This is a genomic window from Paenibacillus faecalis (assembly GCF_900289175.1).
GTDB classification, from domain to species: Bacteria; Bacillota; Bacilli; order Paenibacillales; family Paenibacillaceae; genus Paenibacillus_AQ; species Paenibacillus_AQ faecalis.
The window spans coordinates 880472-905364 of sequence record NZ_LT985747.1 but is presented as its reverse complement, the minus strand read 5'-3'; the positions used below and the strand labels follow the sequence as shown (position 1 = coordinate 905364).

The following is a 24893-nucleotide window of genomic DNA, read 5'->3' as shown; positions in this document are numbered from 1 at the left end:
TTATCCGCTACACGACCCTCGGCCTCAGCTGCTTGGTATGCACTTCGGTAGTTACGCTTCCTTCAAATCACAGCTTTCAGCCCAAGCTCTTGCATCAGGCGAAGCACCTTCTTGTGATTCACCTTTTTACCGTACTGGACTTCTAATTCATCTTCTATTCTCCGGTATCCATATGTTCCATTTCTCTGCTTGTAAATCGCTTTAATGAGTTCTTTTATCTCTTGATTTTTATCCTGACTCTGCCTGCTTAGATAACGATAATATCCACTTCTTGAAACAGCTAACAGACGGCAGAGCCCCGTTACGGGATAATGTTCTGCGGCTAAATAGATGATTTGATATTTGCCTTGCACACCTCCTGTATCCAGATTTCCAAGCACTTTTTTAAGACTTCATTCTCCCTTTCGAGTTCCAAGTGGCGAAGGTTTACAAACTCTGTTTTTCATGATTTTGTAGGTAGCTTCAGCGACGGCGTTGTCATATGGACAGCCTTTCATACTGAATGAGCAGCCAATTTAAACGCCTTCAAAAGCTCATCCATCTTTTGATTCTTAAACTCGCTGCAAGGTCGGTATGGAACCATTGAATCTGACGCAGATCACCCTTAACCGTCGCAAAGGCGCGAGAAATCAAAGCAGCGTCTTTGTTCGGACCTACACTATGACCAATAATTTCTCGATTAAATAGATCCATCAGCACACAGATGTAATGCCATTGGTTCTGGACTTTTACATACGTTAGGTCGCTGACAACGAAGCGTTTAGGCTCCGATTGCTCAAACTCCCGATCCAGGATATTCGCCGTTGTTGCTTCGTTACATGCCGTTTTATGGGGCTTGTATTGAGCTAATGTGTACGTGGAGACCAGGCCTTGCTGTTTCATAATCCGACCAATTCGCCGTCTGGACACAGTGAGTCCGCGTTCATGGAGCTTCACTTTGATCTTACGTGTACCGTAGGCTTTCCGATTCTTGTGGAAAATCTCCACCACGGCTTTGGTGACCTCATCTTCATTTGGTCGTTCTTTGGCTTCATAATAGAATGAACTTCTTGCGATTTGCAGGACGTCACACATTGCTGATACCGAGTATTTATCACGGTTGTTCTGAATGATAGCTACTTTCGTCCCATGATCAGCGCGGCTTGCTTTAAAATGTCATTCTCCATTTTGAGGCGTTGGTTCTCTTTTCGTAAGGCGATGAGTTCATTTTCTTCCGCAGAGCGATTGTCCTTCTCCGAGAACGAACCTGATGTTTGAGATTGTTTAATCCAACGATCTAAGGATGAGGTTGTGAGCCATATTTCTCTAAAATTGCAGCTCTCGATTTTCCATTCTCATAAAGCTCTACCATTTGATTCTTGAATTCTGCTGTAAATGTCCGTCGTTCTCTTGGCATTGTAGATCCGCTCCTTTATCTTATCTGCTTATTCTACTAGCCCTTATTTTTTCTGTCCAACTAAGTGTAGACGATCCATACAGGTCATCAAACTAACCTTTTGGAATATGTTTTATTAAAAATAAATTGTTTAAGTATATAAGAGTTTATATTAATAAGGGGGTATAAAAAGTGTTGAAGAAAATAATGTCTACAAGTCTAGTGGTAATAATGTTCTTTTTCCTGGGAATTAATGGAATTGAAGCTCGAGAGTCTGACCTATTAAGTAATGGAATTAGTGAGAATGAATTATTTAATCAAAGAGCGGTTTTCGGACTCCCAACTAATTCATTACAAAAAAGTGAATCTGGAGAAATGCGTGTCTCTCAAAAGTACGGATTCTACTTGACAGAAACTGAAGAACTAGCTCTCGATGAGCGTTTTAAAAAGCAAGATGAATACATTCCTAAGTTAAAAGAGGAAATTACATCAACTCCAGATTTAAAGGAAGGTTACTTAGGAATGTACATAGATCAAACAGAGGGTGGAGTTGTTTATATTGGATTTAAAAAAGATATGCAGGGCTTACAGACAAAACAAACGAGAGATTCGCAAGTAAAGGAATTGCAGAATGCAACAAACAACGAACTAACGTTGAAGATATATGAGGCAACATACTCAGAACAAGAGCTGGACGAAGCTACTAATACAATATCTCAAAATGTTCAACAATTAAAAGAAGACGGTGTACCGATAGAATATGTTAATCTGGATTTTATAAATCAGAAGATAGTTATTGGAATTGACGGTGAAGTTGATCAACAATATGTTTCAAAAATTTCTAAATTAGTCTCTATAGATCCAGCAGTTATTGAATTGAAAAAGATAAGTCCTAATTATTCGACTTACGAGGAAGAGCGTTATTTCACTTATCCTAGAATTCATGCAGGATTAGTCATTGATATAAACCCTAATACTACAGGAAATTGTTCAGTTGGTTTCTCTGCAATTGATTCTTCCTCAAATCCTTATATAGTCACTGCTGAACATTGCTGGCCAAAGCAGGTAGGGACAGGAATATATCAAGGTTCAAATTATATTGGTGTGCTTAGTAGTAAGAAGCATTACGGGAACGAAGTAGATGCCGTAGCAGTAAGAGTAACTTCAAATGACATATTAAGCAGTAAAGTCTACGGTGAGGCGCAGAGGTTCACGGGAGTTCAGGTTGCAGGGGATGATGTTCTAGGCGAGAGAGTGTGTAAGGCCGGGATGTGGGGTAACAGATGTGGAACTTTGCAAAGTAAGAATCACAGTGCATACTGGGGGCATGATAATCCGTATGGAAAAACTTGGTTCACCAGTTTACGGGTTGCAAATTATCTTTCTAGTGGGGGCGATAGTGGCGGTACAATATGGAATGATAAAACAGGAACCCTAAAAGGAGTTCACAAAGGAAGTTATGAAAATGAGGAAGGTACAACACTTAGAGTTTATAGCCATGTTACCCATGTTCAGAATCGATTGGGGGTCACACCTGTAACATGGTTACCAAATTAAATACAATTTCGTAAAAAGCTGAAACTTTTTTTGAATTCATTACGTCGAACTTAATAAGGGGGGAGGAGATTATGAAAAACTTACTAAGTTCGCTTTCCATTGCTTGTCTATCGTTTCTCATTCTGGTGGGATGTAATAACGATGTCCAAAATATTGGAGGTGATAGCAATGGGAAAGATGACAAGCAGATTGAAAAAGAAATGACTTCAATGGACTCTTTTAAGGCGTCTATAATTAAAAAAGATGACACATCCATTACTGTTTCATCCACTGACAATGATGAAAATATAGAGCAATTTTATAGACTTGGAACAAGTCGAATTGATCACACTGCTGAAGTTGGAGATAAGGTTATAGTATGGACTACTGGTAGATACGAGGATTCTAGAATAAGACAAGGTGTGGCAACAAAAATTGTAGTTGTAGAATAAGTTCTATGATCTACGAAGCCATTGGTCCAGAATATTGTTGTTCAATAAATTGCGAATCCTCTTTAATTGTCCCATGGCTTGGCGCGAGAACTGAGAAAGCATTTAATTGAGCTCTTAACCGAAAGTTAACGACAAATATTTTGAAGGAACCAATGGGACTGGGGGATGACGAAAGGTAAGCTTAGGATCATTGGACATCGCATTAATAATACACCCCTACCAGCGAGTTTGGTCAAGCCCCCTTCTTGTAGACAGTAGAAAAAGCCCTAGGCTGTAAACTGGCGTCGGTATTCAACCGGCGTCAGCTTATTTAATTTCCTCTGTGCTCGTTCTTCGTTGTAAAAACGAATGTATTCCTCCATTCGTCTTTGTGCTTCCTCGATACTTCGGATATTATAGGGATAGAGAGCTTCCACTTTCGAAGAAGCTTTCTATTGAGGCGTTGTCATAACAATTGCCTCGACGTGACATGCTGATTTGGGCGCCAACCATTGGCAGCATGTTGTGATAGGCATGGGACGTGTACTGGCACCCCAGGTCACTGTGAACGATCAATCCGGGTATTGTGCCAGTCACGTCTGCATGTGCTTCAAATGCCTTTCTAAATGTTTCTAACACTTGTGGATTATCATTATGATTACTGATGTGATAAGATACGATTTCACCGTTCCTAAGATTCTTTATAGCAGATAAGTATCCGATCATCGAATACACAGTATTGTGTAACATCAGTGACCCACTTTTGATTTGGAGCATCAGCATGGAAATCCCGTTGTAGTAAATTCTCAGCTACTCTCCCGTTGGATACGGTTGCTTCATAGCTTGTTCGATGGGTATATTTCTGCCTTATAATGGCTTTGATTCCTAACTCTTGCATAAGCCGTAGAACTTTCTTATGATTGACGATAAGGTTATATTGACGATAAAACTCATCTTGAATACGCCGGTAACCTACAGTCTTGTTACGTTGCTCATAGATTTGAAAGAATGGTAAGCTTTAGTTCTTTATCCGGATCTGTAGTACCGTGCTTCAAATAGGCGTAGTAACCATTTCTACTTATATTCAAATAAGAGCATAGCTCTTTAACGCTTTGCTGCTCCTTCATTTCATCAACGACGTAGTATCTGTCTTGGACACCTCCCGATTCAAGATGTGTAACCACTTTTTTAGAACATCTACCTCCAATTGTAATCGTCGAATCAAGCGCTCCTGCTCTGTCTCTGTCCGAAATGGCTCTTCACGCTTATCTTTGAAACTTTCCTGTCCATTCTCGCGATACTTTCTCATCCATTTCTTCACACGATCCTTGTCGTGTATCTCCAAGTGCTCTATGATCTTCCTGTAGCTTCATCCTTCTTCCACATGTAACCGAATAGCTTCAATCTTTATAGATTCTGGATAATGTTTGAACTTTTGCCCTTTGATTGCCATGAAAATGCACCCCTTATAATTCATTGGATTTACCTAAGGGTTTTTCCAATGTCTACTATAAGGGCTGCACTTTAACTTAAAACCCAGGGTTTTTTTATCGTATCCGGTATGGAGCAAGTCCTGCCTTTGGTTATTTGTGACTTTTATTAGAGAAAAAAGCACTTGCGCATACTTCCTTATTGTTGCTATGATAAGCGATAATATTTAGTTAGATAAAGAAAGGGTGGAGAGTCGTTTGAGCAAGAGAGCATACAATTTTAACGCAGGACCGGCCGCATTGCCGCTGGAAGTGCTGAAGCGGGCACAGGCGGAGTTTGTTGATTTCAGAGGGACCGGCATGTCCATCATGGAAATGTCTCACCGGGGAGCTGTTTATGAGTCGGTACATAATGAGGCGCAGGAACGGTTTTTGGCTTTGCTGGGCAATCCGGAAGGTTATAAGGTATTGTTCTTGCAAGGTGGAGCTAGCACGCAGTTTGCTATGATTCCGATGAACTTTCTTGGTCAGGGACAGCAGGCTAACTATGTCATGACAGGAAGCTGGGCGACCAAGGCGTATAAAGAAGCGAAGTTGATCGGCGAAACACATATTGCTGCTTCCACGGAAGAGGACAATTACATGTCCATTCCGAAGCTGAGCGATATTTCGTTATCTGACAATCCGGCCTATTTGCATATAACCTCCAATGAAACGATTGGAGGAACCCAGTATAAGGAGTTCCCTGATACCGCTTCAGTGCCGCTGATTTGTGATATGTCCAGTGATATTTTAAGTCGGCCGTTTGACATCAATCAATTCGGAATGATCTATGCTGGAGCCCAGAAAAATCTGGGGCCATCCGGGGTAACGGTTGTCATTGCTAAAGAAGGGCTAATAGCAGATTCGCCTAAGCATCTTCCAACTATGCTGCGTTACAACACGCATGTAAGCAATAACTCCTTGTACAATACACCTCCATCTTTCGGCATTTATATGATAAATGAGGTGCTCAAGTGGATTGAAGAGCAGGGCGGCTTGGAAGGTATGCATAATTATAATCGTAAAAAGGCGTCGCTTCTCTATAACATGATCGATGGAAGTGAAGGCTTCTATCGCGGTTGTGCGGATGAAGCCAGCCGTTCTGACATGAACGTTACGTTCCGCCTGGCTTCGGAGGAACTGGAGAAGGAGTTCATTAAAGCTTCCGAGCAAGAAGGATTTGTGGGTCTGAAGGGCCATCGCAGCGTCGGAGGATTGCGCGCATCCATTTATAACGCAGCTCCTTTGGAAAGCTGTCAAGCACTCGTTGATTTCATGAAACATTTTAAGCAAACTCGCGGATAATAACACACGATGGACCTTCCGTTATGGCGGAAGGTTCTTTTATGTGATTGCGTTGAAATATATTTTTTCAGTTATAATAGAAGAAAACAGATGAAAAGGGTGGAACTTGACGACTATGGCATTACACATCGTACTCGTAGAGCCGGAAATACCGGCCAATACAGGAAATATCGCCAGAACTTGCGCGGCAACCGGGATACATTTACACCTGGTTCGACCGCTCGGTTTCAATACAGATGACAAAACTTTAAAGCGTGCGGGCCTTGATTATTGGTACGCTGTTCATATCGAGTATCATGATTCGTTTGAAGAACTTAAGGAGCAGTATCCGGAGGGACGATTTTTCTACGCATCGACTAAAGCGGATAAACGCTATACTGATATTGCTTTTCAGGACGGCGATTTTCTCGTATTTGGAAAAGAAACGAAAGGACTTCCACCCGAACTGCTGGCTGCAAACGCTGACAACTGTATCCGCATGCCCATGACCGACAAGGTCCGTTCGCTGAACCTTTCGAATTCAGCAGCCATCATCGCATATGAGGCGCTTCGTCAGCTGGATTTTCCGGGAATGGACTAGTTGGAAGGGTAGACGATGCTGCTTGGTGAAGTGCAGGAGTAATTCTTAAAACTATATATTTTGCGAGACGCCCCCAAGGAAATATGAATAGAGCTTGGGGGCGTTTTTTTTGCTGTTTGAAGCGAAAATTGTCGAACGATAGAGACGTTTAGCCTATCATAAAAACCTTAGTTTTTTCCGATGTTAGTAAGTATCAGTTTGATTTCTCAATCTGAGTTAAAGAATGTAAACGCCTTTTACGATATGAAGAGCAAACAAGGAGTTTTTATCAATGAAAGTATTGAAAATCAGTTATCCGACTTCTTTATCGAAAATTAGTAATAAGGAAAATGATAATATTGATGTATTCGTTGAACTAGAGGATGGTTCCCATATAACTGTTGTAGTATCGACACCACTTAATCTACTTGAGCAAATGAATAAAGATAATATTAACTATACTCCTGCTCCCCAACCAGAAATCATTGTTAGGTCTTTAACAGAAGAGAATATTACAAAAGCGATAGAGGATTATGCTAGAGAAGATGCTTTTTGGCTTAAGTTATTATATGCTGCCAGTGTTGATAAAGATGCAATTGATATGGATAGAATTCAGTCACATCTAATTGAAATAAAAAGATCTAATGATTAACTAATTGGTGAATGAATTGATGAGTGAGGGTTTGTTATGAATAAGATGTAGTGAAACCGGTTAAAAACTGACTTTGATAATGATCTAACTGGCTTTTTCATGACATGTTCAATTAATCGGTTAAGGACTTTAGCAATGATAGTTATGGCCAGTCTGGGGTGACTGATCACCGAGGTAATACATATCCGTATAGATGCTTCAAAAGAGGCGGGGTATAAATGAAAATGAAAATTTTAGTATTAGCAATAATACCTCTATTAGTTGTTTTAATTCTTACATTACCATGGTTGCTCATATATATCGGAAATCTATTTGTACCTACTCCCCTAGAACCAGAGATTGTATATGGAGAATTTCCATTCCGGTTGGAGTATGAAATCAATGGGCGCAGGGAAGTTATTCAAGACACTTTAATATGTGAATACAAAGGTGTTGGAACAGATGAAGGTCGAGGGAAATATAGGGGATGGGAACAAAGATTAGCTAGCGGAAATGATAGAATAACGTTGCTTAAAGTAGATGATTCACTGGAAATATATTATCCTCCTGGTAGTGCTAATTATTATATGGATGACTTGGGGGAGAATGAAACATTTACTCATATAATCCCAGATGCCGCCTTTATTGTAACGGATGGCAATATAACTAGAAGCGGAACTGTCAGTGCAGACAATTTACTGGAGATTTACAATATTAAATTGATCAGTTGGGATTATACAGGGCCTATTTCTAATTCTTTTTCTAGAACCAAGTAAAGATAGTGAGTCCCATAAAAACCGTGCAGAATTATTCCACATGTGAGTATAAGGCTCCATGTGGTTTTTTAACAATTAAAGAGAGATCAATCATTTAATAACAAGAGTTCATAGCTCATTTCATTCAGGCACGTAAAAAGAAAGCATCCAAAGATGTATGTATAAAAACAGAGAAGATACTACGACGAAAAAGGACGAGTTAGAGAAGATATAGATTATGAACACTCAAATGGAGACAACAGCCACGAATTCCCCCATAGACATACTTGGGATTTGGAGTAGTGGTTCTCCAAAAAGAAGCAAATAAAGCATCACTTTTCCTTGTTAGGAGGTTAGGAGAAATTGCTTAACATTCATGATAATGAAATTGTATCCTATGAAGTTGATTTCCAAAAATCTAGAATTAAATTACACACAGTTGGTGATACACAAGTAACTATTGAGTTTATTGATGTTTTAACTCATATGTTTGAGACACAGCTACAGGGGAGTATTATTCTTGATATTAGCACATTTGAAGTAAGCCGAATTCTTTTAGATAACAAGGAACTATTGGAGAAACAGAAAAATTACGGGTGGCCCATGTATTATGAAACAGTCGAGGATTTACTGGAATATCTACAAAATGAAAAGTATAACTATTATGTAATTTTATCTTCATATGGTCTTAATGGATGGGTAATTTCTAAGGAATTTAAAATTTATGGATGAGATTCGTAGTTACCGTCAGCAAGCAAGGGAATTACGTGAACAGGCGGCAGTGATACAGCAATCAGGGCTTACAGTTTTACAGGTTAGAGTGAAGATAACTTCCAGGACAGACATACATCGGCATGCTTGGATTGCCAAGGAGCAGGAAAGCGCCTTTGTAGAGATGGTTGTCGCCATGAGCGAGAGCCAGCAGAAGAAGTAGTGGGGAGTGGCAATCAAAGAGCGGGATAAGCTGACTAGAAGGGAAAGCGAACTGCAAACGATTCAGCGAAAGCTTTATGAGGATAATGCTTTAGGGAAAATCACGGATGAGCAGTATGTGGTGTTGTCACGACATTTTACAACAGAGCAAGCCCAATTGAAGGATCGGCTCAAACAGCTCGAAGAACAGCTTAAACAAGCAGAAAGCAAGCGGGAAAACACGACTCGATTTTGGAACTGGTACGAGAGTACACCGATATGAAGGAATTAACGAAACCGATATTGAATGAACTAATTGACAAGGTTATTATATTTGATGCCGAGAAGGTGGGCGGCAAGCGTATGCAACGCATTGATATTTACTACCGATTTGTCGGTCTAATTTCGTAAACAGTATGCTGTTCAAAATTTCACCAAGATACAAAAATGAGGTGTAGTTATGAGAATGCTGATATCACCACAGAGTATTTTGATTTCACTTTTTTTATTGGGTCTAACTTTTACAATGATTAATAGTTAAGACACACGATGACGCATTCTTGAGTGATATTGGCAAAATAATTAACGATAGAACAGTATCGTTTGTAGATAAAGGGGACTTTGAAAAAAGATGGTGAAGTTTTAAATATTTATAGGGGCAAGGGGATGACAGTTGCTATGCTACTAAATCAAATGGAGAGTTTGTTACTCTACTAGAATCAGGGAAGGGTATGGACTTAAACATTCAGTTTGTCCCTTAATGAAGGAGAGATTATATGCTCGAAGAATTTGTTGATATCTTCAAGAGTGGCTCAATCCAAGATATATATTTGCTTGGTTTTGCAGATATTGAAGATGGAGTAGCGGATTTTTGCCCAGATAAGCATTACTATTATTTCGAAGTAGGCAAGAAGTATATTGAATTTGAATCAATTAACCAATACTCAAAACTAAGTGTGAGGATAGTTGATTCGATTCAATATCAGTTTGAAATTGATGAGGATATGTTGCCATGCAAGGCGTCGGTAAGTCAAATAATATTGACTGACTCAATGTCTGCCAAAAATACTGTTAAGAGTTTCGTTATTAACGGTATGGAGTTTAATGACAATAAACGAATTGTCTGCATTAGCCTTCAGTTGAACTTGGATAATGGACAAGAATTGTTTATTGATCCATCTTTTTATTATGGTATAAACATCGGTGGGGGAGAACAACGGAAGTTTTGGATTGAGAACCTTACCGATGGCATAAAGCCTGACGAAATAATAATCGAAATTTAAATTTGCTAAAGGCCTTGAGAATAAACCCCAAGGCCTTTCTTTTATCCCCAGCCAGCACCGATTTAGTCGGGTGAACCAGAGGAAACAACCGAAACAGTTCCGGACGTGATTCGTTATTCAGGGGAATACTGGGATGAAACGACAGGGCTGCAGTATTTACGTGCACGTTGGTACGATCCGGGGACGGCGCGGTTTATGGGCGAGGATACGTATGAGGGAGAGATGGGGAATCCATTAAGTCAGAATCTTTATACGTATGTGCATAATAATCCGCTGAGGTATATTGATCCGAGTGGGCATCTCCCAGCCGAGCCATATAATGCTCAGGAACTTAGAGGCTTACTGAAGGAAGCCAGAGTGAAGACTAATTTCAATAGAAAAAATAAAAACTATCAAGTATACAAGGATTTCATATGGGATCGATACGATTTTGTATCCATCGGGTAAGAATCGGTATATTATACGATTTGTTAACGGGAACGAGTCCCTATGATAATAGTGAAGGCATTGCATCTTGGGGGTAGAGATCAGTTAGTAAGTGCGTACATTGAAGCAAAAGAGGCAGAGTATATCGCTTATTTTGCTCTAGGAATGGTAGCCAGCTTAGGTGGAAAGAATGATGGTACAAATAAAGTTAAGGGAATGCCCGCTATTGTTCAGTCTCGAATTAATATAAGTAATAATGGATGGAAACATTAATAGATAGGCATTTTTCTAACAAGAACGCTTCGCAGTTTACAATTACACAAGGTGAATTACGTTTATTGTTATCAAGTAAAACTATTGTAAAATCTCCTGTTATTAGAAGTATGGATAGTGCTGACGGTGTTAGATATTTAAGAGAAGTTACTTTGAATAAGCCTATCGGACTTGATAAATTCAATGATTTCAAACCGACTTCCACAATGACAATCCTGACTGACAAGCATGGAAATTTAATCACGGCAACACCCGGAGTAATAAAATAACATAAAAAGGGAGGGGAAACCGTGAAACTAATTGGGAGTAAATTGGAACAAGAACTAAAGGAGCAACTTATTAAATCCAATCAATCACTATTTAAGAGTGAAGAAAAAAGAAGATTACTTGAAGTGATAAGAAGTTCATTTTCGGAAATGAAAGCAACGTACATTGTTAACTGGATACCTGAACAGGGTGAGGATATATATAAGATACTAATTAATGATAATATTATCGCAGAGATTGAGTTAGATCGTTATAGCGATGAAGTTGAACCTATTGTTGAATTTGAAGATGTTCCCCATTACTTGCAAGGGCTCAGTAAACATAATCAAATTAAATTAGCGGTTGCTCTTGATTTAGCAAAGCAAGAATTGAAGAATATGAAGTGACACCAAAGTTCTAAATGTATAATTAGGTGGTAAAACAATTCATAAATAGGTGATTGGAGATATGTTTATTCGACTATATGTAAATGCAAAGGGTGAACCTGAAGCACGTTCAGTTTTAGATAAAGTTCTTGAAATATTTGATCCTGTACTACAAAACAAGGAAATTCAGAAGGTAGAACCATATTGGAAGATAGATGGAGTATATGTTGTAGAAATGACAATGTTAATTCTAGAAGGTAAAACCGAAGTGGAAATAAATGGAATTTTGGAAAGCATTGCAGACAAGTGGATACGATTTGGAAGTCCTACAAATGAACTTCTAGCCTTTGATACTACTGAAAATTGTAATTTTTTGTTAGAAGGGCTTAAAATGATAAATATTCATTTTGAGTAATACAGAAGCCTTGGGAGATAAGTTACGAATTAAAAAGTACGTACAACAATTGTAAATTGTATGTCTTATTTAATGTAATGTACTTAATCAGGAGAAAAAATGAAACCATCAGAATTTGTTAAAGCATATACTCTTTTTGATAGCCTTGTGGAGGATTTGGAATATGATGAAGTCAAGAAGCAGTTAAGGATGGCTTTAGAATTGTGTCAGTGGAAGCAGTCCTTTTATGTTGAAACAGAAGCCGAAATGCAGCTTGGAATATTAATTTTCTCTGGTGTAAGATTTTACAAAACTGAACCTCGATTATTTAATTTAGATAGTAGTGAAATTTTAGAGGTTGTTTTACTCCCATATGAGGGAGAAGATGAGTATATTAAAATAGTCCTTAATGGTTTGGATGATGTAGTTGTACTTAAAAATACTTGATAACTTTCAAAGCTCTTTCCCACTTAAGTTCAAATTGGGAAAGAGAGAGGAGTATTACTTTGAATATAAGGGGCAAATGCACGATAAGTTTTATAAACAGTACGCTAACTAATGAAGAAATAAACAACTTATTAAAATTGTCTGCAACAAAAATTGTTAATAAGGGCCAGATTATAAGTAAAGCTCTAAAAAAAAGTGCTGAGTCAGACAAATGGATATATGAAGAAGAAGTGATAGGAGGAGAGGAACCTTCTCAAACATTAAACAGACTTCTAAATCGGCTAGAGAAGGACAAAATGAAATATATTATAAAATCCTGTACTGATGCTGTTATTGGACTATACCTTAACTCTGATTACGGACAATTGGGTTTGGAATTGTCGACAGAAAACATTGAAATATTGTCTAAGTTAAATATACGATTAGAAATTCATATTTTTTCATTTGGTATGGTATAGTAATAAATAAGTGAAGATAATAAAAAAGTAAGCGCTACGAACCACAAGAGAGAGTTCTTTCTTTGTGGTTTGTCTTGTTTAAGAGAAAGTATGTCGGCATGTGTTTTTACTTTGATCTATGTTGATCCAAGTGGAAAGGCCTGGAATGGGTGAAAAAAAAGTGTGCTAAGACAGCAGCTGATTTTATAACATGGATGACTTGCGCACTTTATTTGATCCTGTATCATGAGTCCATTCTCTTCTGCAGAGCGATTGTCCTTCTCCGAGAACGAGTCTGATTTTTGAAATTGCTTAAACCAACGACCCAAAGATGAGGCTGTGAGGACATATTCCTTTACAATTGCTGATTTGGTTCCGAAACCGGTAGTTCTATTAGAACTGATATAAATAGACTTATAAGACATGATCAAAAAAGGTTGTGATATCATGGATAGTAAAAAAGACAAAAGCTATAACCTATACGGAATGGGTTTAGAGAGTTTTCAACATAAAGAATTTGAAAAAGCACTAGAATACTTTAAACGGTCATTAAAATTAAATGAACACTCTAGAACATACGCAAGAATATACGAGTGTTTGATTAATCTAGGAAAGTTTAGGGAAGCAAGACCATATATTGAGACTGCGTACAATATGAATAAAAATCACGATAAAGTAGCAATGCAGTATGTTGCTGAACTTGTTAAAGAAGAGAAAATAAGCGAAGCAGTAGCAATTTTAGAAGGTATTTTGGAAAGAAACTCGACTTATAATCCTGCAAAAAAATTACTAGATAAAATAAAAACAAAAAACAAAATTATTTATTAGAGCCTTAAGAGTTAAACCTTCTAAGGCTTTTTTAAAGAGGGGTTAGTTCGATTGGACTCTAGATATGACCTTCATTAAATGTATCGGGGGTTGGTTTTTCTGGATATTAAAGTGATATCGGAAAAAGAAAAGGAAGCATTAATTAGTATTTGCGAAATTATCATTAAGAGAGTTATGCTTCTCAAACTTCTTTTTTGATCATTCTAGCACTATCATCATTGGAAACTATGAATTAAGTTTTCCGATTTACTGTTTGCACGAGTTATCAATGAAAAGTTATGAGAGGGTAGCAACTGAAATTGGATTATTAATCAGAAAGTAAGATGAATATCAAAAGTTACATTTTATGAACCTTGAAGTGAGTCATACTATTTCAAGGTTTCTTTTTGCGTGGGGATACCCAGTGCTGAATAAAGGCCTAGCTGATAACCTGCATCATAAGAAGTTTGCACAAGGTCAACCGTCCCATCGATCAAACGCCGGAATGTATTTTTTCTTTGTATTATTTATCAATAGTTCTTGCTTCTCAATTTGCTAATTATTGCATAATATCGAGTGAAGGGCAGTTGCTGCAAGGCATTTCGAAAACAGCATATTTAAGATATGGATGAGGAACAGTAAAAAAACAAATAATTTCTTAAAATCTAGCAGGATTCGACAATCAGGTATCGAACTATTATACTAGGCCCATTTTATCATACGACTGGGAATAACACATAAATTACTTGTTGAACGGAGAGGTGTACTATAGTTATGAAACCTGCTGGCGTCGTACGCAAAGTGGATCAGCTGGGGAGAATTGTACTGCCCAAATCACTGCGCAAGAGATATCAAATGAACGAAGGCGATCCTGTAGAAATTTTGGTACAGGGTGACCATATTATTTTGGAACGCTATCGTCCTAAATGTGTATTTTGCGGATCTATGGATGCGGTAAGCGAGTTTAAAGAACGTCATATATGTGCACAGTGTATGACTGAGATGAATCACATTCCAAGACATGCATAAATTTGTGCGATGAGCGCCGCTGCTGCGGTGCTTTTTATTTTTACACCCGAATAAAAAAAGCTTCCTCGATTGAGGAAGCCGTGCCTTACAGGCCTTTGGTTTTATCGTCATTGTATGCGGCCGTTAAAATTCCGACCAAGTATAAGGCTAGAACCAGTGCGACGATCCAAAAGGTAAGAGAGAAAGACATCAATGGCCACCTCCTGCTACTGATAAGCTATTTCTTATTATACCCAGCCTTGGTAAAAAAATAAATGAGAATATGATGTTTGTTATAGATTTTATGAAAAGAAATGCTATTTAAAAAATAAAAAATGCGTTGGAACAGGGCGAAGGCTGCCATCCGAAGGATTATTCACAACTCTGCCGTTCAGAATTAATGATGAAGAACCGCCGCCGTCCAGATTATAAGCGTCCTGTACTCCCAGATGGTACAGCTTGCTTTGAAGTTCCTCTAAAGTTGCTCCTGATTTGCCATTTTCATCATAACCCTCTGTTACGAGAATTAGCAGCTGATCATCTTTATAGTTACCAATGACAGTACGCGGGGCACGAGCAGGCTCTGTTTTCCATTTCTCGGGGATCGGCACTTTTTTGCCGTTCTTCATTAATACGGGAACGAAGGTAGCCCCGAATTTCGGATTCAGTCGGTCAAGCTGCTCCTTACTCCAAAACTTCCCGCCAATTAACTGTCCGGATTGATTCATTCCGACAAAGGCCAGATCCTTGAAGGATGGCTGAAATCCGTTGATATATTTGCCGTCGATGAATGTTGTTCCCAAAGGGTATCTGCCCCCTTTGCCGTCGGCATATCCGCCTGCATTAATTCCGGCAACTGCACCATGGCGATTTACAGCTTGCAGTGTCGTTTCGGCGGAGCCGCTTTTTCCACTGGCATTGCCGAGTGACATTTTCATTGCGTTTGGATCCTTAAGCTTTACTTTCATGGCATAGCCATGGTATGTGCCGGGGTTTATTTTGAAGAGTTCAATATGAATCCGGTCACTGCTCACTCTTTCCTTGGGAATGCCGAGCTTGGCAGTAATCCGGCGATTGTACACCCGTTCGGGCACTTCCGCCTGAGCGGTAGCCGTTTTCAGAATATTGTTCATCGCTGCAGTTGTCTGCTGGTATAATTTCGCTGTTTTCTCAATGGAAGCAATAGTTTTATCCGCCGTAACCTTAGCTTGATCCAGTCCCTTGACAATCTGCTCTGTTTCTTCCGATAAGTCAGTGTTAGGGACATAAGCGGAAGGATCGACTTCAAGACGCGGTGGTTCGAAAAAAAGCCACATGCAGAGCAATGCGCCTATAAACGGCGCAACGGCAATCATGAACCATCGGTTGATCTGTTTGGGGGGCATGTGGATCAAAGTTTTCACTTGAGCAGCTCCATCTTTTGTTCAAGCTTGTTAAGCTGTTTTTTTACATCGTTCAGCTGGCTGTACAGCTTATTGCTGTTATCCGTTTTTCCACTCGCTTGGTCTTTTGTAAAGGTCAGCAATTCGTTAAAGGACTGAACTTTGCTCTGTAATTCGTCCATTTGCTGGGACAATTCATTAAAGCGGGTATCATATTGCGTCTTTAAGGCCGCTATTTCTTTTTGAGTATCCTGCTGTAGTTGTGCGACCATTTCATCTTTTAGATGATTGCTATATGAGTAAGCTCCAGCTCCACCTAGTGCAATAAATATAATCCAGAACATCCAAAACCATCTTGCTTTTGGCTTTTTTTGGGTGGAAGGTTCCCGGGATGCATAAGGAGGGGTTGTCTTTGTTTCCAGCCCTGGCATCTCATCACTCCTTGTAATACCTATCATTTTTTCCAGTAATCATTCTATCATGGTAAAAATGTTTTCGCAAAGACGAAAAAGGTCTCTTAAAACTTAAAAATAGATTGCTTAAAATGAGGAAAGTGGGATACAATTTGTATAGATTGTTTACCGAAAGAGATACATATAAGTCGTTTGCCGTATGGTTCTGTCCAAGACTAAGTCTCTGGTAGTATTTCATCTTTTTTCTATTTTCATGAAAAAAACTGGAAAATAGAGGGCGGCAAACAACAGGATATCGCGTTTCTATGATTTTCAGGAAATCAACATACTTACTTTACTATGAGATTTTGGCTTTTTGAAACAGGGGGGTTAAGTAATATGAATCAGGTTTGGCGAGTAGTTATTGTAGGAAGTCACCCTACAAGTATGCTGGGAACCAAATTGATTTTGGAAGAAGAGGAGCATTTAAAGGTGCTCGGGATGGCTTCTACCTCTCAGGAAGGAATCAAGATGGTAGAGGAGATTATGCCTGAGCTTGTTCTGTTGGATTATCGCCTTTCGGATACTACGGCTGAAACGGTGCTGGAGAGAATAAAGGAACTGTCACCGGAGTCTCATGTTATTGTTATAACCGATAATGACGGAATTTCATTGCTGCAAGTATTAATAAGTCGGGGGGCCAGCGGACTTTTATCTAAACAGGCTTCGCCTTTTCAACTGATGCATATGATTGCAGGTTTGCGGGAAGGTGTGACTTCGCTTCCGCTTGAATGGGTTAAACAGGGGATTTGGCCGCTGTGTACATCGGCTGTGTCTGAAGGAGTTCTTCCTCTTTCCGAGACAGAAACCTTTATAATGGAGCGGATTGTACAGGGAATTACATATGATAAAATCGCTCAGGAAATTGAAGTAAGCCGGCGATCTATAGACAATTACCTTCGAAAAATTTATGTTAAACTTGGTGTAAGCACAAGAGCCCAGGCTATTGAAAAGTATGCGCTTTATGCGCATCAAGGACGTCAAATGTATGCTTAATTGGCATCACCAGTTATAATGGTGAGAATTCTGGAATACAATAAGAGGCTGAAATAAAGAAAACGGTTAGAGGGAGGGATGATCATGCAATATTCCTTTGCTTCCCGTGCACAGACTCTATTATCATCCCCGCTGCGCAGTATTCGGGAGCTTGCGAAGCGGGATTCTTTTATTTCCCTGGCGGAAGAGCTTCCTGCTGAGGAATTATTCCCTCTCCCGTCACTGGCTGAGGCGGCCAGTTCCGTTCTTCATACGGATCGACATTCGCTACAATACGGAGAGGCTGAAGGGTACGGACCGCTGCGTGAATGGCTTAGCCATGACTGGAGCCGCTGCAAACATTTGAACATATCTCCGGAACAAATATTGCTGACTACGGGAACCCAACAAGCACTTGATCTGCTGGTCAGAGTGTATGTTGACCCAGGGGATCGCGTTCTTGTGGAGAATCCGACATCACCAGGCGTGCTTCAGGTGCTGAGGCTGCAGGGGGCTCATATTGTTCCTGTTGAGGGGGATTACAGCGGAATTTTACCAGATTCTTTGGAATCTCTTATTCATGCACATCGTCCCAAATTGCTGTTGGCCGCTCCTAATTTTACGAATCCAACAGGTGTGTTGTGGAGTTTGGAGCGCCGCAAGGAAGTACTTCGATTGTGTAAGGCACATCATGTGCTCATCGTTGAGGATGATTCGCTTGGTGAGTTGTATTTTCCTCAAGGGGGAGTTTCTCCTACGCAGCTTCCATCGCTGATTTCCCTGGAAGAGAAACAAGGAGATCATGTGCTGTATGTAGGCTCCTTCAGCAAAACGGTTGCACCTGCCCTTCGGACCGGATGGGCAGCGGGAAACCGGAAAATCATTGAGATGATGACCGCAGTGAAGCAAATGGCGGATTGGCAGTCCAGCTTATTAAATCAGCGATTGCTTCACCATTTGCTGGAGTCCAAGCATTTTAATTATGACGAGCACATTGTGATGCTCAACAGAGAGTATGGCACCCGCCTGAAATTAATGGTGGAGTTGCTTAAACGAAATGCCTGGAAAGATGCGACTTATAAAGTTCCTTCTGGAGGTATGTTTCTTTGGGTGAAGCTTCCCTCAGGGTTGCACGGGGATGCATTGCTCAAAGGCTCCGTGCTTAAGGGAGTCAGCTTTCTGCCGGGTTCAATGTGTTCACCGGGAGATGAAGCGGATGAATGCATTCGATTGAACTTTACCCATCCGGGAAGAGATGAGCTGCTGCTCGGGATGAATCTGATCAGTGAAGCCGTGATGGAATTTACCGCCCGAAGTTAGCGAATCATCGCATCAAACTGCGTTTATCAAGAATAGGGACTGCATACGAGACCCATGAGTGGATTCGTATCCAGTCCCTTTTTGTAAGGTTTAGGATGTATAGTGAGTCATTATGTCAATAAGGAGGTTGAGCCTGAGCTCTGGAGGCTTCAAGTACGGCTGTGTAGTCTTCTAAAGCTTGCCGTCCAGACTCTGTAAGTATATAGCGTCCGCGGCTGATGCGATCGAACCATCCGTAATAATTGTTTTGAAGAATAGCGGCGGCGTTGCCGATCCCGGTAAAGCTTCTTATATCTGCTGGTGTAATGCCTGGCTTGAGAGAATTGGCAGGCTTAGAGCTGTTTTTCTTGTGAGACGGAAGCGGTTTTGAAGCCGGCATGGGCTCATCTGCACAGTTGCCTGCCTGGCTTAGCTGGTGTATTGCCGAAGCAACGCGAAGTGCTTTTTCACGGTAGGCCGTCACAAGCTTGGCCCGGGTTACGCCCCCTGTGTTATAGTCCCCGCTGCGTTCACGGAACTCCATGAGCAATCTTTCCCGCTTTCTCGGCGCCTTCCGCATTTCTTCATTTCCTTCCCAAGGATCACATAGTACTTCGACAAACGGCGCTTTTGTTTTATAAAACGTGACTGTAATCAACCCAAGCCCCAGCTTGCGACACAGGTTGCGGAGCTCTGACCAGCGCTGATTAACAGCTCCCTTTTTCGTCCGGCATTTCTCAACAGCCAAGTATACGAGGGAGCTCATTTTAAGTCTTTCGACGCCCTGCAGCAGCAGTGCAAGGTTAAATGTTTTTTTCATTTCCACGATTAGCGGTTCATCCAAACCATCCTTTATGCCAACGATATCACAGTTTCTCACTTCGCCTTTGATATCATATCCACGCAGCTCAAAAAAAGCTTTCAAGGGAGCGTACAGCTCAGCTTCGTGTTTTATTGCCATGGTGATTCTCCTTTTAACCAACATTCGGGGCAGTGCCTGTTTGCGCTCTATTCCATCAGTATATCATGCCGGGAACGGATGTGCGTATATACAGGGAACAACAGCTGCAATCGTGGAAGGCAAGCCCTTTAGTTCGAAAATATGGTCAACTATTCTGTTTATAACGCATAGGTATGTAATACACTTTTCGGGTGTTTAACTGGCTTTAAAGGCGCGAGTGGAATGGAAGCCAATCCTCATAATCAGAGTCATAGGAGGTAGCGGTATGGATATTTTCGAACGCATAGCATCGTATCGGGCAGAGAGCGAACGTTTGGCGTGGAGCGGCACATTCAGGGAATATATTGAGATGTTAAAGAAGGACCCCTCTCCCGCCATGACAGCACATGCACGCGTATACGACATGATTGAGTCTTATGGGTTTGAGGAGATTGGAGGCCGGAAAAAATACAAGTTTTTTGAGCAGGAAATTTTTGGCCTGGATCGGGCGATTGAAAGGCTTGTAGAAGAGTACTTTCATTCTGCAGCCCGCCGATTGGATGTACGCAAACGGATACTGCTGCTTATGGGGCCGGTCAGTGGGGGGAAATCTACCATCGTTACGCTTCTAAAGCGCGGGCTTGAAAAACATTCCCGTACAGAAAGAGGCGCGGTATATGCGATATCCGGCTGCCCGATGCATGAAGAACCTTTGCATTTAATACCGCTTGAGTTACGGCCTGAAGTAGAAGAGCAGCTCGGTGTTCGGATTGAGGGCAATCTGTGCCCTGCCTGCCAAATGAGATTAAAAACAGAGTATAACGGTGACATTGAATCGGTAAAAGTAGAGCGTGTGCTGATCTCGGAAGAGGGACGGGTAGGTATTGGTACATTTAGCCCATCTGATCCCAAATCTCAGGATATTGCGGATTTGACGGGAAGTATTGATTTTTCAACGATTACAGAATATGGCTCGGAATCTGATCCGCGCGCATATCGCTTTGACGGTGAATTGAACAAGGCGAATCGGGGATTAATGGAGTTTCAAGAAATGCTGAAATGTGATGAGAAGTTTCTTTGGAATTTGCTCTCTTTGACGCAGGAAGGAAATTTCAAGGCTGGTCGGTTTGCGCTTATTAGTGCGGATGAATTGATCGTTGCACATACGAACGAATCAGAATATAAAGCATTTATTGCGAACAAGAAAAATGAGGCGCTTCAATCCCGGATGATTGTCATGCCGATTCCATATAATTTGAGAGTGACTGACGAGGAGAAAATATATAAGAAGCTGATTGGACAAAGCGATATGAAACATATACACATTGCGCCTCATGCGCTGCGTTCGGCTGCTATATTTTCGATATTGACCCGTTTGAAGGAAACGAAAAAGCAAGGGATGGACCTGATTAAAAAAATGCGTATGTATGATGGAGAAGAAGTGGAAGGCTACAAGGAAGCCGATTTGAAGGAGATGCAAAACGAATATTTGGAAGAAGGGATGTCGGGGGTCGACCCACGGTATGTCATCAACCGGATTTCAAGTGCTTTGATCAAGCAGGATCTTCAGTGCATTAATGCATTGGATATGCTCCGGGCCATTAAAGATGGCTTGGATCAGCATGCTTCTATAACGAAGGAAGAGCGGGATAGATTTTTGAATTTTATATCTGCCGCGCGCAAGGAATATGATGAGCTGGCCAAAAAAGAGGTACAGAAGGCGTTTGTATATTCCTTTGAAGAATCTGCCAAAACGTTATTTGAAAACTATCTCGACAATATCGAGGCGTTCTGCAACTGGACCAAAATCCGTGATCCGCTGACCGATGAGGAGATGGACCCGGATGAAAGATTGATGCGTTCCATTGAGGAGCAAATCGGGGTATCCGAGAATGCCAAGAAAGCATTCCGTGAGGAGATTATGATTCGGATTTCTGCCTACTCCCGCAAGGGCAAAAAATTCGAATATCACAATCATGAACGTCTGCGCGAAGCGATCGAAAAAAAGTTATTTGCAGATCTGAAGGATATCGTAAAAATTACGACCTCCACCAAAACTCCGGATGCTGTACAGCTTAAACGGATCAATGAGGTCAGCTCTCGATTGATTGAGGAACACGGTTATTGTCCGGTATGTGCGAATGAACTGCTACGGTATGTAGGAAGCTTGCTGAACAGGTAACAATCAATCATGATGAATATGACCGTGACGGCCTTTTCCGAAAGGCCGTTTTTTTGCTGCGGAAGTCATTTAATTAAAAAAAGGCTATTTGAAGGCGGATGATGCTAAATAATAGAATATTTTGGAGATGATAAAATATTTTTGGGGAAAATATACAAAAGGTTGGGTCTTTGGTATTATGTTTATATAGTATAAATTGTCTATAATGAATCCATCGTGTTATAATTTAAGTGATTTTGATCACCAAATTTGGGAGTGAGATTTTCAAGATGATTGACGTATCCCTTGAAAGACGCAAACAGTTGGAGTATCTCGGGCTCAGTGAAAAGGAATTATCGCTATTAGCGAGTCATCGTAACATTTTTGAAAAAGTGGTGGACGAAGTCGTTAAACGGTTTTATGAGCAGATCGGGACACAGCCGGAATTGATGAAAATTATCAGCAGAACATCGACAGTGGAGAGACTGAAACAAACCCAGCGCGTATACTGGATGTCTTTAGCAGATGGAGTGATTGATGATACATATATTGTTAACCGAATTAAAATTGGACAAGTTCATTCGCGGGTTGGGTTGTCAACGGATTACTATTTAGGAAGCTATATGGTGTATCTGGACATCGCTGCAGATCTGATGAAACAGATCATACCGAAGGACTGGATTCATGTTATCCATGCATTGAGCAAAATGTTTAACCTTGATTCCCAACTTGTTCTCGAAGCCTATAACATGATGGAAAGAGAACAGATTCAGTCACTTGCATCTGAACAAGAGAAAATGTTGAAAGCGGTTACGGAAGCGGTTCAAGAGTTGACTTTAATGATTGTGGAACTGGATCAAAGTGCGGCGCTTATGGCGGATAATGCGACGAAGACGGCGGAGGCTCAAGAGAAAGCTCATGCGCTGACGGAAGAATTAAATGAGGAAATTCGCCATATTGAGCAAATGGGAACGCTTATTAGAGAAATTTCGGATCAAAGTCATCTGCTCGGCTTGAATGCTGCAATTGAAGCTGCTCATGCAGGTGAGTTCGGTCGGGGATTTGAAGTGGTAGCTGGTGAGGTGCGCAAGTTAGCCAATCATTCACGCAAAGCGATGGAGGAAATTCAGAGTAAAGTGTCGGGGATCATCCTTAAGCTGGAGCAGGTTGAACATGAGTCGGAGCAGACTTCTATCAATGCAAGGAATCAGGCTGCAAGCTCGCAAGAGTTGGCTGCTTTTGTCAAAATGATGGAGAAGCTGGCGGAAGATCTGGAAGCTTTGCAGCGGAATTCTGCGATAGAGGTAGAAGAAGCGGCAGTATCGGTATCTAGGTAAGAGGGTCTAATTGTAGTTCCTCGGATTCATTCATAAAAAATCAAGCCCGCTCCAATCGGAGCGGGTCTTTGTTCTATATAAACCTTCGTTGAATCTTTTGTCCGTCGAAAGAGAAAATGATCGCTTTATTCTCAACAACACTATGCAGATGCACGGGTTTTCCCCATAGTTCGTATACATACGGCAGCGTACGCTCCATGTATTTCAGGTCGAGCTCTATGCCTTCATATTGGTGCTTGATCATTAATTCTCCGGAACGGAGGTAATCCCCATCTTTGATCACCAGGTAAGGAGATCCGCCATTTACACGGGATACAACAAGCTGATCACGGATTTTTTCCCAGGACTTGTCGGTGATTTTCCATTCGGGTCCTTTTTTCTCAAACACATATAGATCAAGGTCATTAACCAGTTCCTTGGTCAGGTAATTGCGAAGGAACGAGATGTCGGAATCGTATTCTCGAACCTCGAATATTTTTTCGCGGTCCCAGCGGCGTTCGATATCCTCGAATATTTTCAACCCTAAATAGTACGGATTCAGGCTATGGCGGGACGGCTGTACAACGGAAGCGTTAAGCTTTGCAAATTCTACTGTTTCCTCGCTGGTAAGATCCATTTCGCGCAAGATGCGTTGATGCCAGTATGATGCCCACCCTTCATTCATGATTTTGGTTTCCATCTGAGGCCAGAAATAAAGCATTTCCTCACGCAGCATACTCATGATGTCACGCTGCCAATCCTCCAATATTTCAGAGTATTCCTGAATGAACCACATCATATCTTTCTCTGGCACTGGCGGGAACTTCCGCTGTAATGCAGGCTGTTCTGTCGGCTTTTTTTTGCTTTCTTGCTCGATTTCCCAAAGATCGTCATAAGGCCCCGGGGGCTTGATTCGCTTGGCGTCATTTTTTTGTTCCTGGATCATCCTCTCTGTATACCTCTGTTTGTCGAGCTTCTCGGGCCTTAGAATCTGGGGATCTACATGCTCTTGGATCGCCAGAACAGCGTCGATGAACTTCTCTACAGCATCTGCGCCATACTCCAGCTCATAACGGGAGATTCGTTCCGCGGTGGCGGACATGCTCTCGACCATGTTGCGGTTGGAAACCGAAAAACGAGCATTGTTTTTGAAAAAATCGCTGTGTGCTAGTACATGGGCGACGATCAGCTTGTTCTGGATTAAGGAGTTTCCTTCAAGCAAAAAGGCATAGCAGGGGTTCGAGTTGATGACCAGCTCGTATATTTTACTCAGTCCAAAATCGTACTGCATCTTCATTTTATTGAAGGTTTTTCCGAAACTCCAGTGACTAAATCGGGTGGGCATCCCATAGGCCCCGAACGTGTATATGATGTCTGCCGGGCAAATTTCATAGCGCATCGGGTAAAAATCAAGGCCAAAGCCCGCAGCAATCTCCGTAATTTCCGAGATAGCCCGTTCCAGTTGTTCCATTTCGTCTTGATGCATGAGGATTCCCCCTCTGTTCATTAAAAGATGGTTCTTATCATGTATATGGCATTTGCGCAATGATATGCGAGTCTAAGGCTTAAGTCATGAGGTTTGGATGCGTGGGAAAGGGAAGAAAGTCGCTTTTTCCATGAAAAAACTGTAGTTCCAAGGTGGCTTTGACAAAGCCCAAGTTGGCGTGACAAAATATTTTAATAAG

Annotated in this window: 32 protein-coding genes and 2 pseudogenes; 24 read left to right on the top strand and 10 right to left on the bottom strand. The window is 41.0% G+C overall.

The genetic code is table 11. The features are described 5' to 3' along the window. Positions 1-62: 62 nt before the first annotated feature. A complete protein-coding gene (locus C8268_RS04470) occupies positions 63-353 on the bottom strand; it encodes an IS3 family transposase (protein ID WP_158702675.1) in 291 nt (96 codons plus the stop codon). 87 nt (positions 354-440) lie between these two features. Beyond that, a pseudogene (locus C8268_RS23065) lies at positions 441-1396 on the bottom strand (IS3 family transposase); the annotation flags it as partial. Positions 1397-1567: 171 nt separating this feature from the next. Between C8268_RS23065 and C8268_RS04460 the strand changes: the two are divergent. Together C8268_RS04460 and C8268_RS04455 are read left to right on the top strand one after the other, a co-directional pair. Then, positions 1568-2932 carry a S1 family peptidase gene (locus tag C8268_RS04460; RefSeq protein ID WP_106766565.1) on the top strand — a complete coding sequence of 455 codons (1365 nt, stop codon included), beginning with the start codon at positions 1568-1570 and terminating at the stop codon, positions 2930-2932. 71 nt (positions 2933-3003) lie between these two features. Next, positions 3004-3363 carry a hypothetical protein gene (locus tag C8268_RS04455; RefSeq protein WP_106766564.1) on the top strand — a complete coding sequence of 120 codons (360 nt, stop codon included), beginning with the start codon at positions 3004-3006 and terminating at the stop codon, positions 3361-3363. A gap of 266 nt (positions 3364-3629) precedes the next feature. On the opposite strand, the gene C8268_RS23485 is transcribed toward C8268_RS04455, so the two are convergent. The 4 genes from C8268_RS23485 to C8268_RS04435 form a co-directional block, all read right to left on the bottom strand. Then, positions 3630-3725, bottom strand: a complete 96-nt coding sequence (locus C8268_RS23485; RefSeq protein ID WP_420094233.1) for an IS3 family transposase — start codon at positions 3723-3725, stop codon at positions 3630-3632. Between the two features lie 31 nt (positions 3726-3756). Then, complete coding sequence (locus C8268_RS04445; RefSeq protein ID WP_158702673.1) at positions 3757-4092, bottom strand: DDE-type integrase/transposase/recombinase; 336 nt, start codon at positions 4090-4092, stop codon at positions 3757-3759. After that, a complete protein-coding gene (locus C8268_RS23480) occupies positions 4034-4342 on the bottom strand; it encodes an IS3 family transposase (RefSeq protein WP_106766561.1) in 309 nt (102 codons plus the stop codon). The genes C8268_RS04445 and C8268_RS23480 overlap by 59 nt, the downstream gene beginning before the upstream one ends. Positions 4343-4465: 123 nt before the next feature. After that, complete coding sequence (locus tag C8268_RS04435) at positions 4466-4687, bottom strand: hypothetical protein (protein WP_234032669.1); 222 nt, start codon at positions 4685-4687, stop codon at positions 4466-4468. A gap of 343 nt (positions 4688-5030) precedes the next feature. On the opposite strand from C8268_RS04435, the gene serC reads away from it, so the two are divergent. From serC to C8268_RS04355, 18 genes and pseudogenes are all read left to right on the top strand, one after another. Then, entirely contained in the window at positions 5031-6119 is a 1089-nt protein-coding gene (serC, locus tag C8268_RS04430) for a 3-phosphoserine/phosphohydroxythreonine transaminase (RefSeq protein ID WP_106766560.1), read from the top strand. Positions 6120-6234: 115 nt separating this feature from the next. Then, positions 6235-6699, top strand: a complete 465-nt coding sequence (gene trmL / locus C8268_RS04425) for a tRNA (uridine(34)/cytosine(34)/5-carboxymethylaminomethyluridine(34)-2'-O)-methyltransferase TrmL (RefSeq protein ID WP_106766559.1) — start codon at positions 6235-6237, stop codon at positions 6697-6699. Between the two features lie 271 nt (positions 6700-6970). Further along, positions 6971-7330 (top strand): hypothetical protein, encoded by a 360-nt coding sequence (locus C8268_RS04420; protein WP_106766558.1) that lies wholly within the window; start codon positions 6971-6973, stop codon positions 7328-7330. Between the two features lie 218 nt (positions 7331-7548). Beyond that, positions 7549-8085 carry a hypothetical protein gene (locus C8268_RS04415; protein WP_106766557.1) on the top strand — a complete coding sequence of 179 codons (537 nt, stop codon included), beginning with the start codon at positions 7549-7551 and terminating at the stop codon, positions 8083-8085. A 342-nt stretch (positions 8086-8427) separates the two neighbouring features. Next, positions 8428-8796 (top strand): hypothetical protein, encoded by a 369-nt coding sequence (locus C8268_RS04410; protein WP_106766556.1) that lies wholly within the window; start codon positions 8428-8430, stop codon positions 8794-8796. Further along, entirely contained in the window at positions 8789-8998 is a 210-nt protein-coding gene (locus tag C8268_RS22890; protein ID WP_199794810.1) for a hypothetical protein, read from the top strand. Before C8268_RS04410 ends, C8268_RS22890 begins: the two co-directional genes overlap by 8 nt. Before the next feature lie 6 nt (positions 8999-9004). Further along, positions 9005-9259 carry a hypothetical protein gene (locus C8268_RS22885; protein WP_199794809.1) on the top strand — a complete coding sequence of 85 codons (255 nt, stop codon included), beginning with the start codon at positions 9005-9007 and terminating at the stop codon, positions 9257-9259. Next, entirely contained in the window at positions 9256-9387 is a 132-nt protein-coding gene (locus tag C8268_RS22880; protein WP_234032668.1) for a DUF4368 domain-containing protein, read from the top strand. Before C8268_RS22885 ends, C8268_RS22880 begins: the two co-directional genes overlap by 4 nt. Positions 9388-9752: 365 nt before the next feature. Then, on the top strand, positions 9753-10259 hold the full coding sequence (locus tag C8268_RS04400) for a hypothetical protein (protein WP_106766555.1): 507 nt from the start codon (positions 9753-9755) through the stop codon (positions 10257-10259). 93 nt (positions 10260-10352) lie between these two features. Continuing rightward, a pseudogene (locus tag C8268_RS04395) lies at positions 10353-10706 on the top strand (RHS repeat-associated core domain-containing protein); the annotation flags it as partial. A 42-nt stretch (positions 10707-10748) separates the two neighbouring features. After that, positions 10749-10958, top strand: coding sequence for a hypothetical protein (locus C8268_RS04390; RefSeq protein ID WP_106766553.1), 210 nt, complete (start codon positions 10749-10751; stop codon positions 10956-10958). After that, entirely contained in the window at positions 10946-11227 is a 282-nt protein-coding gene (locus C8268_RS04385; protein WP_106766552.1) for an adhesin, read from the top strand. Before C8268_RS04390 ends, C8268_RS04385 begins: the two co-directional genes overlap by 13 nt. 21 nt (positions 11228-11248) lie before the next feature. Continuing rightward, the gene (locus tag C8268_RS04380; RefSeq protein WP_106766551.1) at positions 11249-11611 is read left to right on the top strand and encodes a hypothetical protein; all 363 of its coding nucleotides are present in this window, start codon (positions 11249-11251) and stop codon (positions 11609-11611) included. A gap of 61 nt (positions 11612-11672) precedes the next feature. Next, positions 11673-12005 (top strand): hypothetical protein, encoded by a 333-nt coding sequence (locus tag C8268_RS04375; protein WP_106766550.1) that lies wholly within the window; start codon positions 11673-11675, stop codon positions 12003-12005. Between the two features lie 99 nt (positions 12006-12104). Beyond that, the gene (locus C8268_RS04370; RefSeq protein ID WP_106766549.1) at positions 12105-12431 is read left to right on the top strand and encodes a hypothetical protein; all 327 of its coding nucleotides are present in this window, start codon (positions 12105-12107) and stop codon (positions 12429-12431) included. A gap of 59 nt (positions 12432-12490) precedes the next feature. After that, positions 12491-12889: a DUF4279 domain-containing protein gene (locus C8268_RS04365; RefSeq protein WP_106766548.1), complete on the top strand. Its 399-nt coding sequence runs from the start codon at positions 12491-12493 to the stop codon at positions 12887-12889. Positions 12890-13315: 426 nt separating this feature from the next. Continuing rightward, positions 13316-13696, top strand: a complete 381-nt coding sequence (locus C8268_RS04360) for a tetratricopeptide repeat protein (protein ID WP_106766547.1) — start codon at positions 13316-13318, stop codon at positions 13694-13696. A 753-nt stretch (positions 13697-14449) separates the two neighbouring features. Next, complete coding sequence (locus C8268_RS04355; RefSeq protein WP_106766546.1) at positions 14450-14704, top strand: AbrB/MazE/SpoVT family DNA-binding domain-containing protein; 255 nt, start codon at positions 14450-14452, stop codon at positions 14702-14704. Between the two features lie 296 nt (positions 14705-15000). Here the strand turns inward: C8268_RS04355 and C8268_RS04350 are convergent, their stop codons facing one another. Together C8268_RS04350 and C8268_RS04345 are read right to left on the bottom strand one after the other, a co-directional pair. Further along, positions 15001-16074 carry a phosphodiester glycosidase family protein gene (locus C8268_RS04350; RefSeq protein ID WP_199794914.1) on the bottom strand — a complete coding sequence of 358 codons (1074 nt, stop codon included), beginning with the start codon at positions 16072-16074 and terminating at the stop codon, positions 15001-15003. An 8-nt stretch (positions 16075-16082) separates the two neighbouring features. After that, positions 16083-16496: a hypothetical protein gene (locus tag C8268_RS04345; protein WP_106766544.1), complete on the bottom strand. Its 414-nt coding sequence runs from the start codon at positions 16494-16496 to the stop codon at positions 16083-16085. Between the two features lie 360 nt (positions 16497-16856). On the opposite strand from C8268_RS04345, the gene C8268_RS04340 reads away from it, so the two are divergent. Together C8268_RS04340 and C8268_RS04335 are read left to right on the top strand one after the other, a co-directional pair. Further along, complete coding sequence (locus tag C8268_RS04340) at positions 16857-17513, top strand: response regulator transcription factor (protein ID WP_106766543.1); 657 nt, start codon at positions 16857-16859, stop codon at positions 17511-17513. An 84-nt stretch (positions 17514-17597) separates the two neighbouring features. Beyond that, on the top strand, positions 17598-18812 hold the full coding sequence (locus C8268_RS04335) for an aminotransferase-like domain-containing protein (protein WP_106766542.1): 1215 nt from the start codon (positions 17598-17600) through the stop codon (positions 18810-18812). A gap of 115 nt (positions 18813-18927) precedes the next feature. Here the strand turns inward: C8268_RS04335 and C8268_RS04330 are convergent, their stop codons facing one another. After that, positions 18928-19752: a DUF2161 domain-containing phosphodiesterase gene (locus C8268_RS04330; protein ID WP_106766541.1), complete on the bottom strand. Its 825-nt coding sequence runs from the start codon at positions 19750-19752 to the stop codon at positions 18928-18930. Between the two features lie 265 nt (positions 19753-20017). Here C8268_RS04330 and C8268_RS04325 point away from each other — a divergent pair, with 265 nt between their 5' ends. Then, positions 20018-21913, top strand: a complete 1896-nt coding sequence (locus C8268_RS04325) for a PrkA family serine protein kinase (RefSeq protein ID WP_106766540.1) — start codon at positions 20018-20020, stop codon at positions 21911-21913. A 269-nt stretch (positions 21914-22182) separates the two neighbouring features. After that, positions 22183-23229, top strand: coding sequence for a globin-coupled sensor protein (locus tag C8268_RS04320; RefSeq protein ID WP_106766539.1), 1047 nt, complete (start codon positions 22183-22185; stop codon positions 23227-23229). Between the two features lie 73 nt (positions 23230-23302). On the opposite strand, the gene C8268_RS04315 is transcribed toward C8268_RS04320, so the two are convergent. Continuing rightward, the gene (locus tag C8268_RS04315; RefSeq protein WP_106766538.1) at positions 23303-24694 is read right to left on the bottom strand and encodes a SpoVR family protein; all 1392 of its coding nucleotides are present in this window, start codon (positions 24692-24694) and stop codon (positions 23303-23305) included. Between the last annotated feature and the right edge of the window lie 199 nt (positions 24695-24893).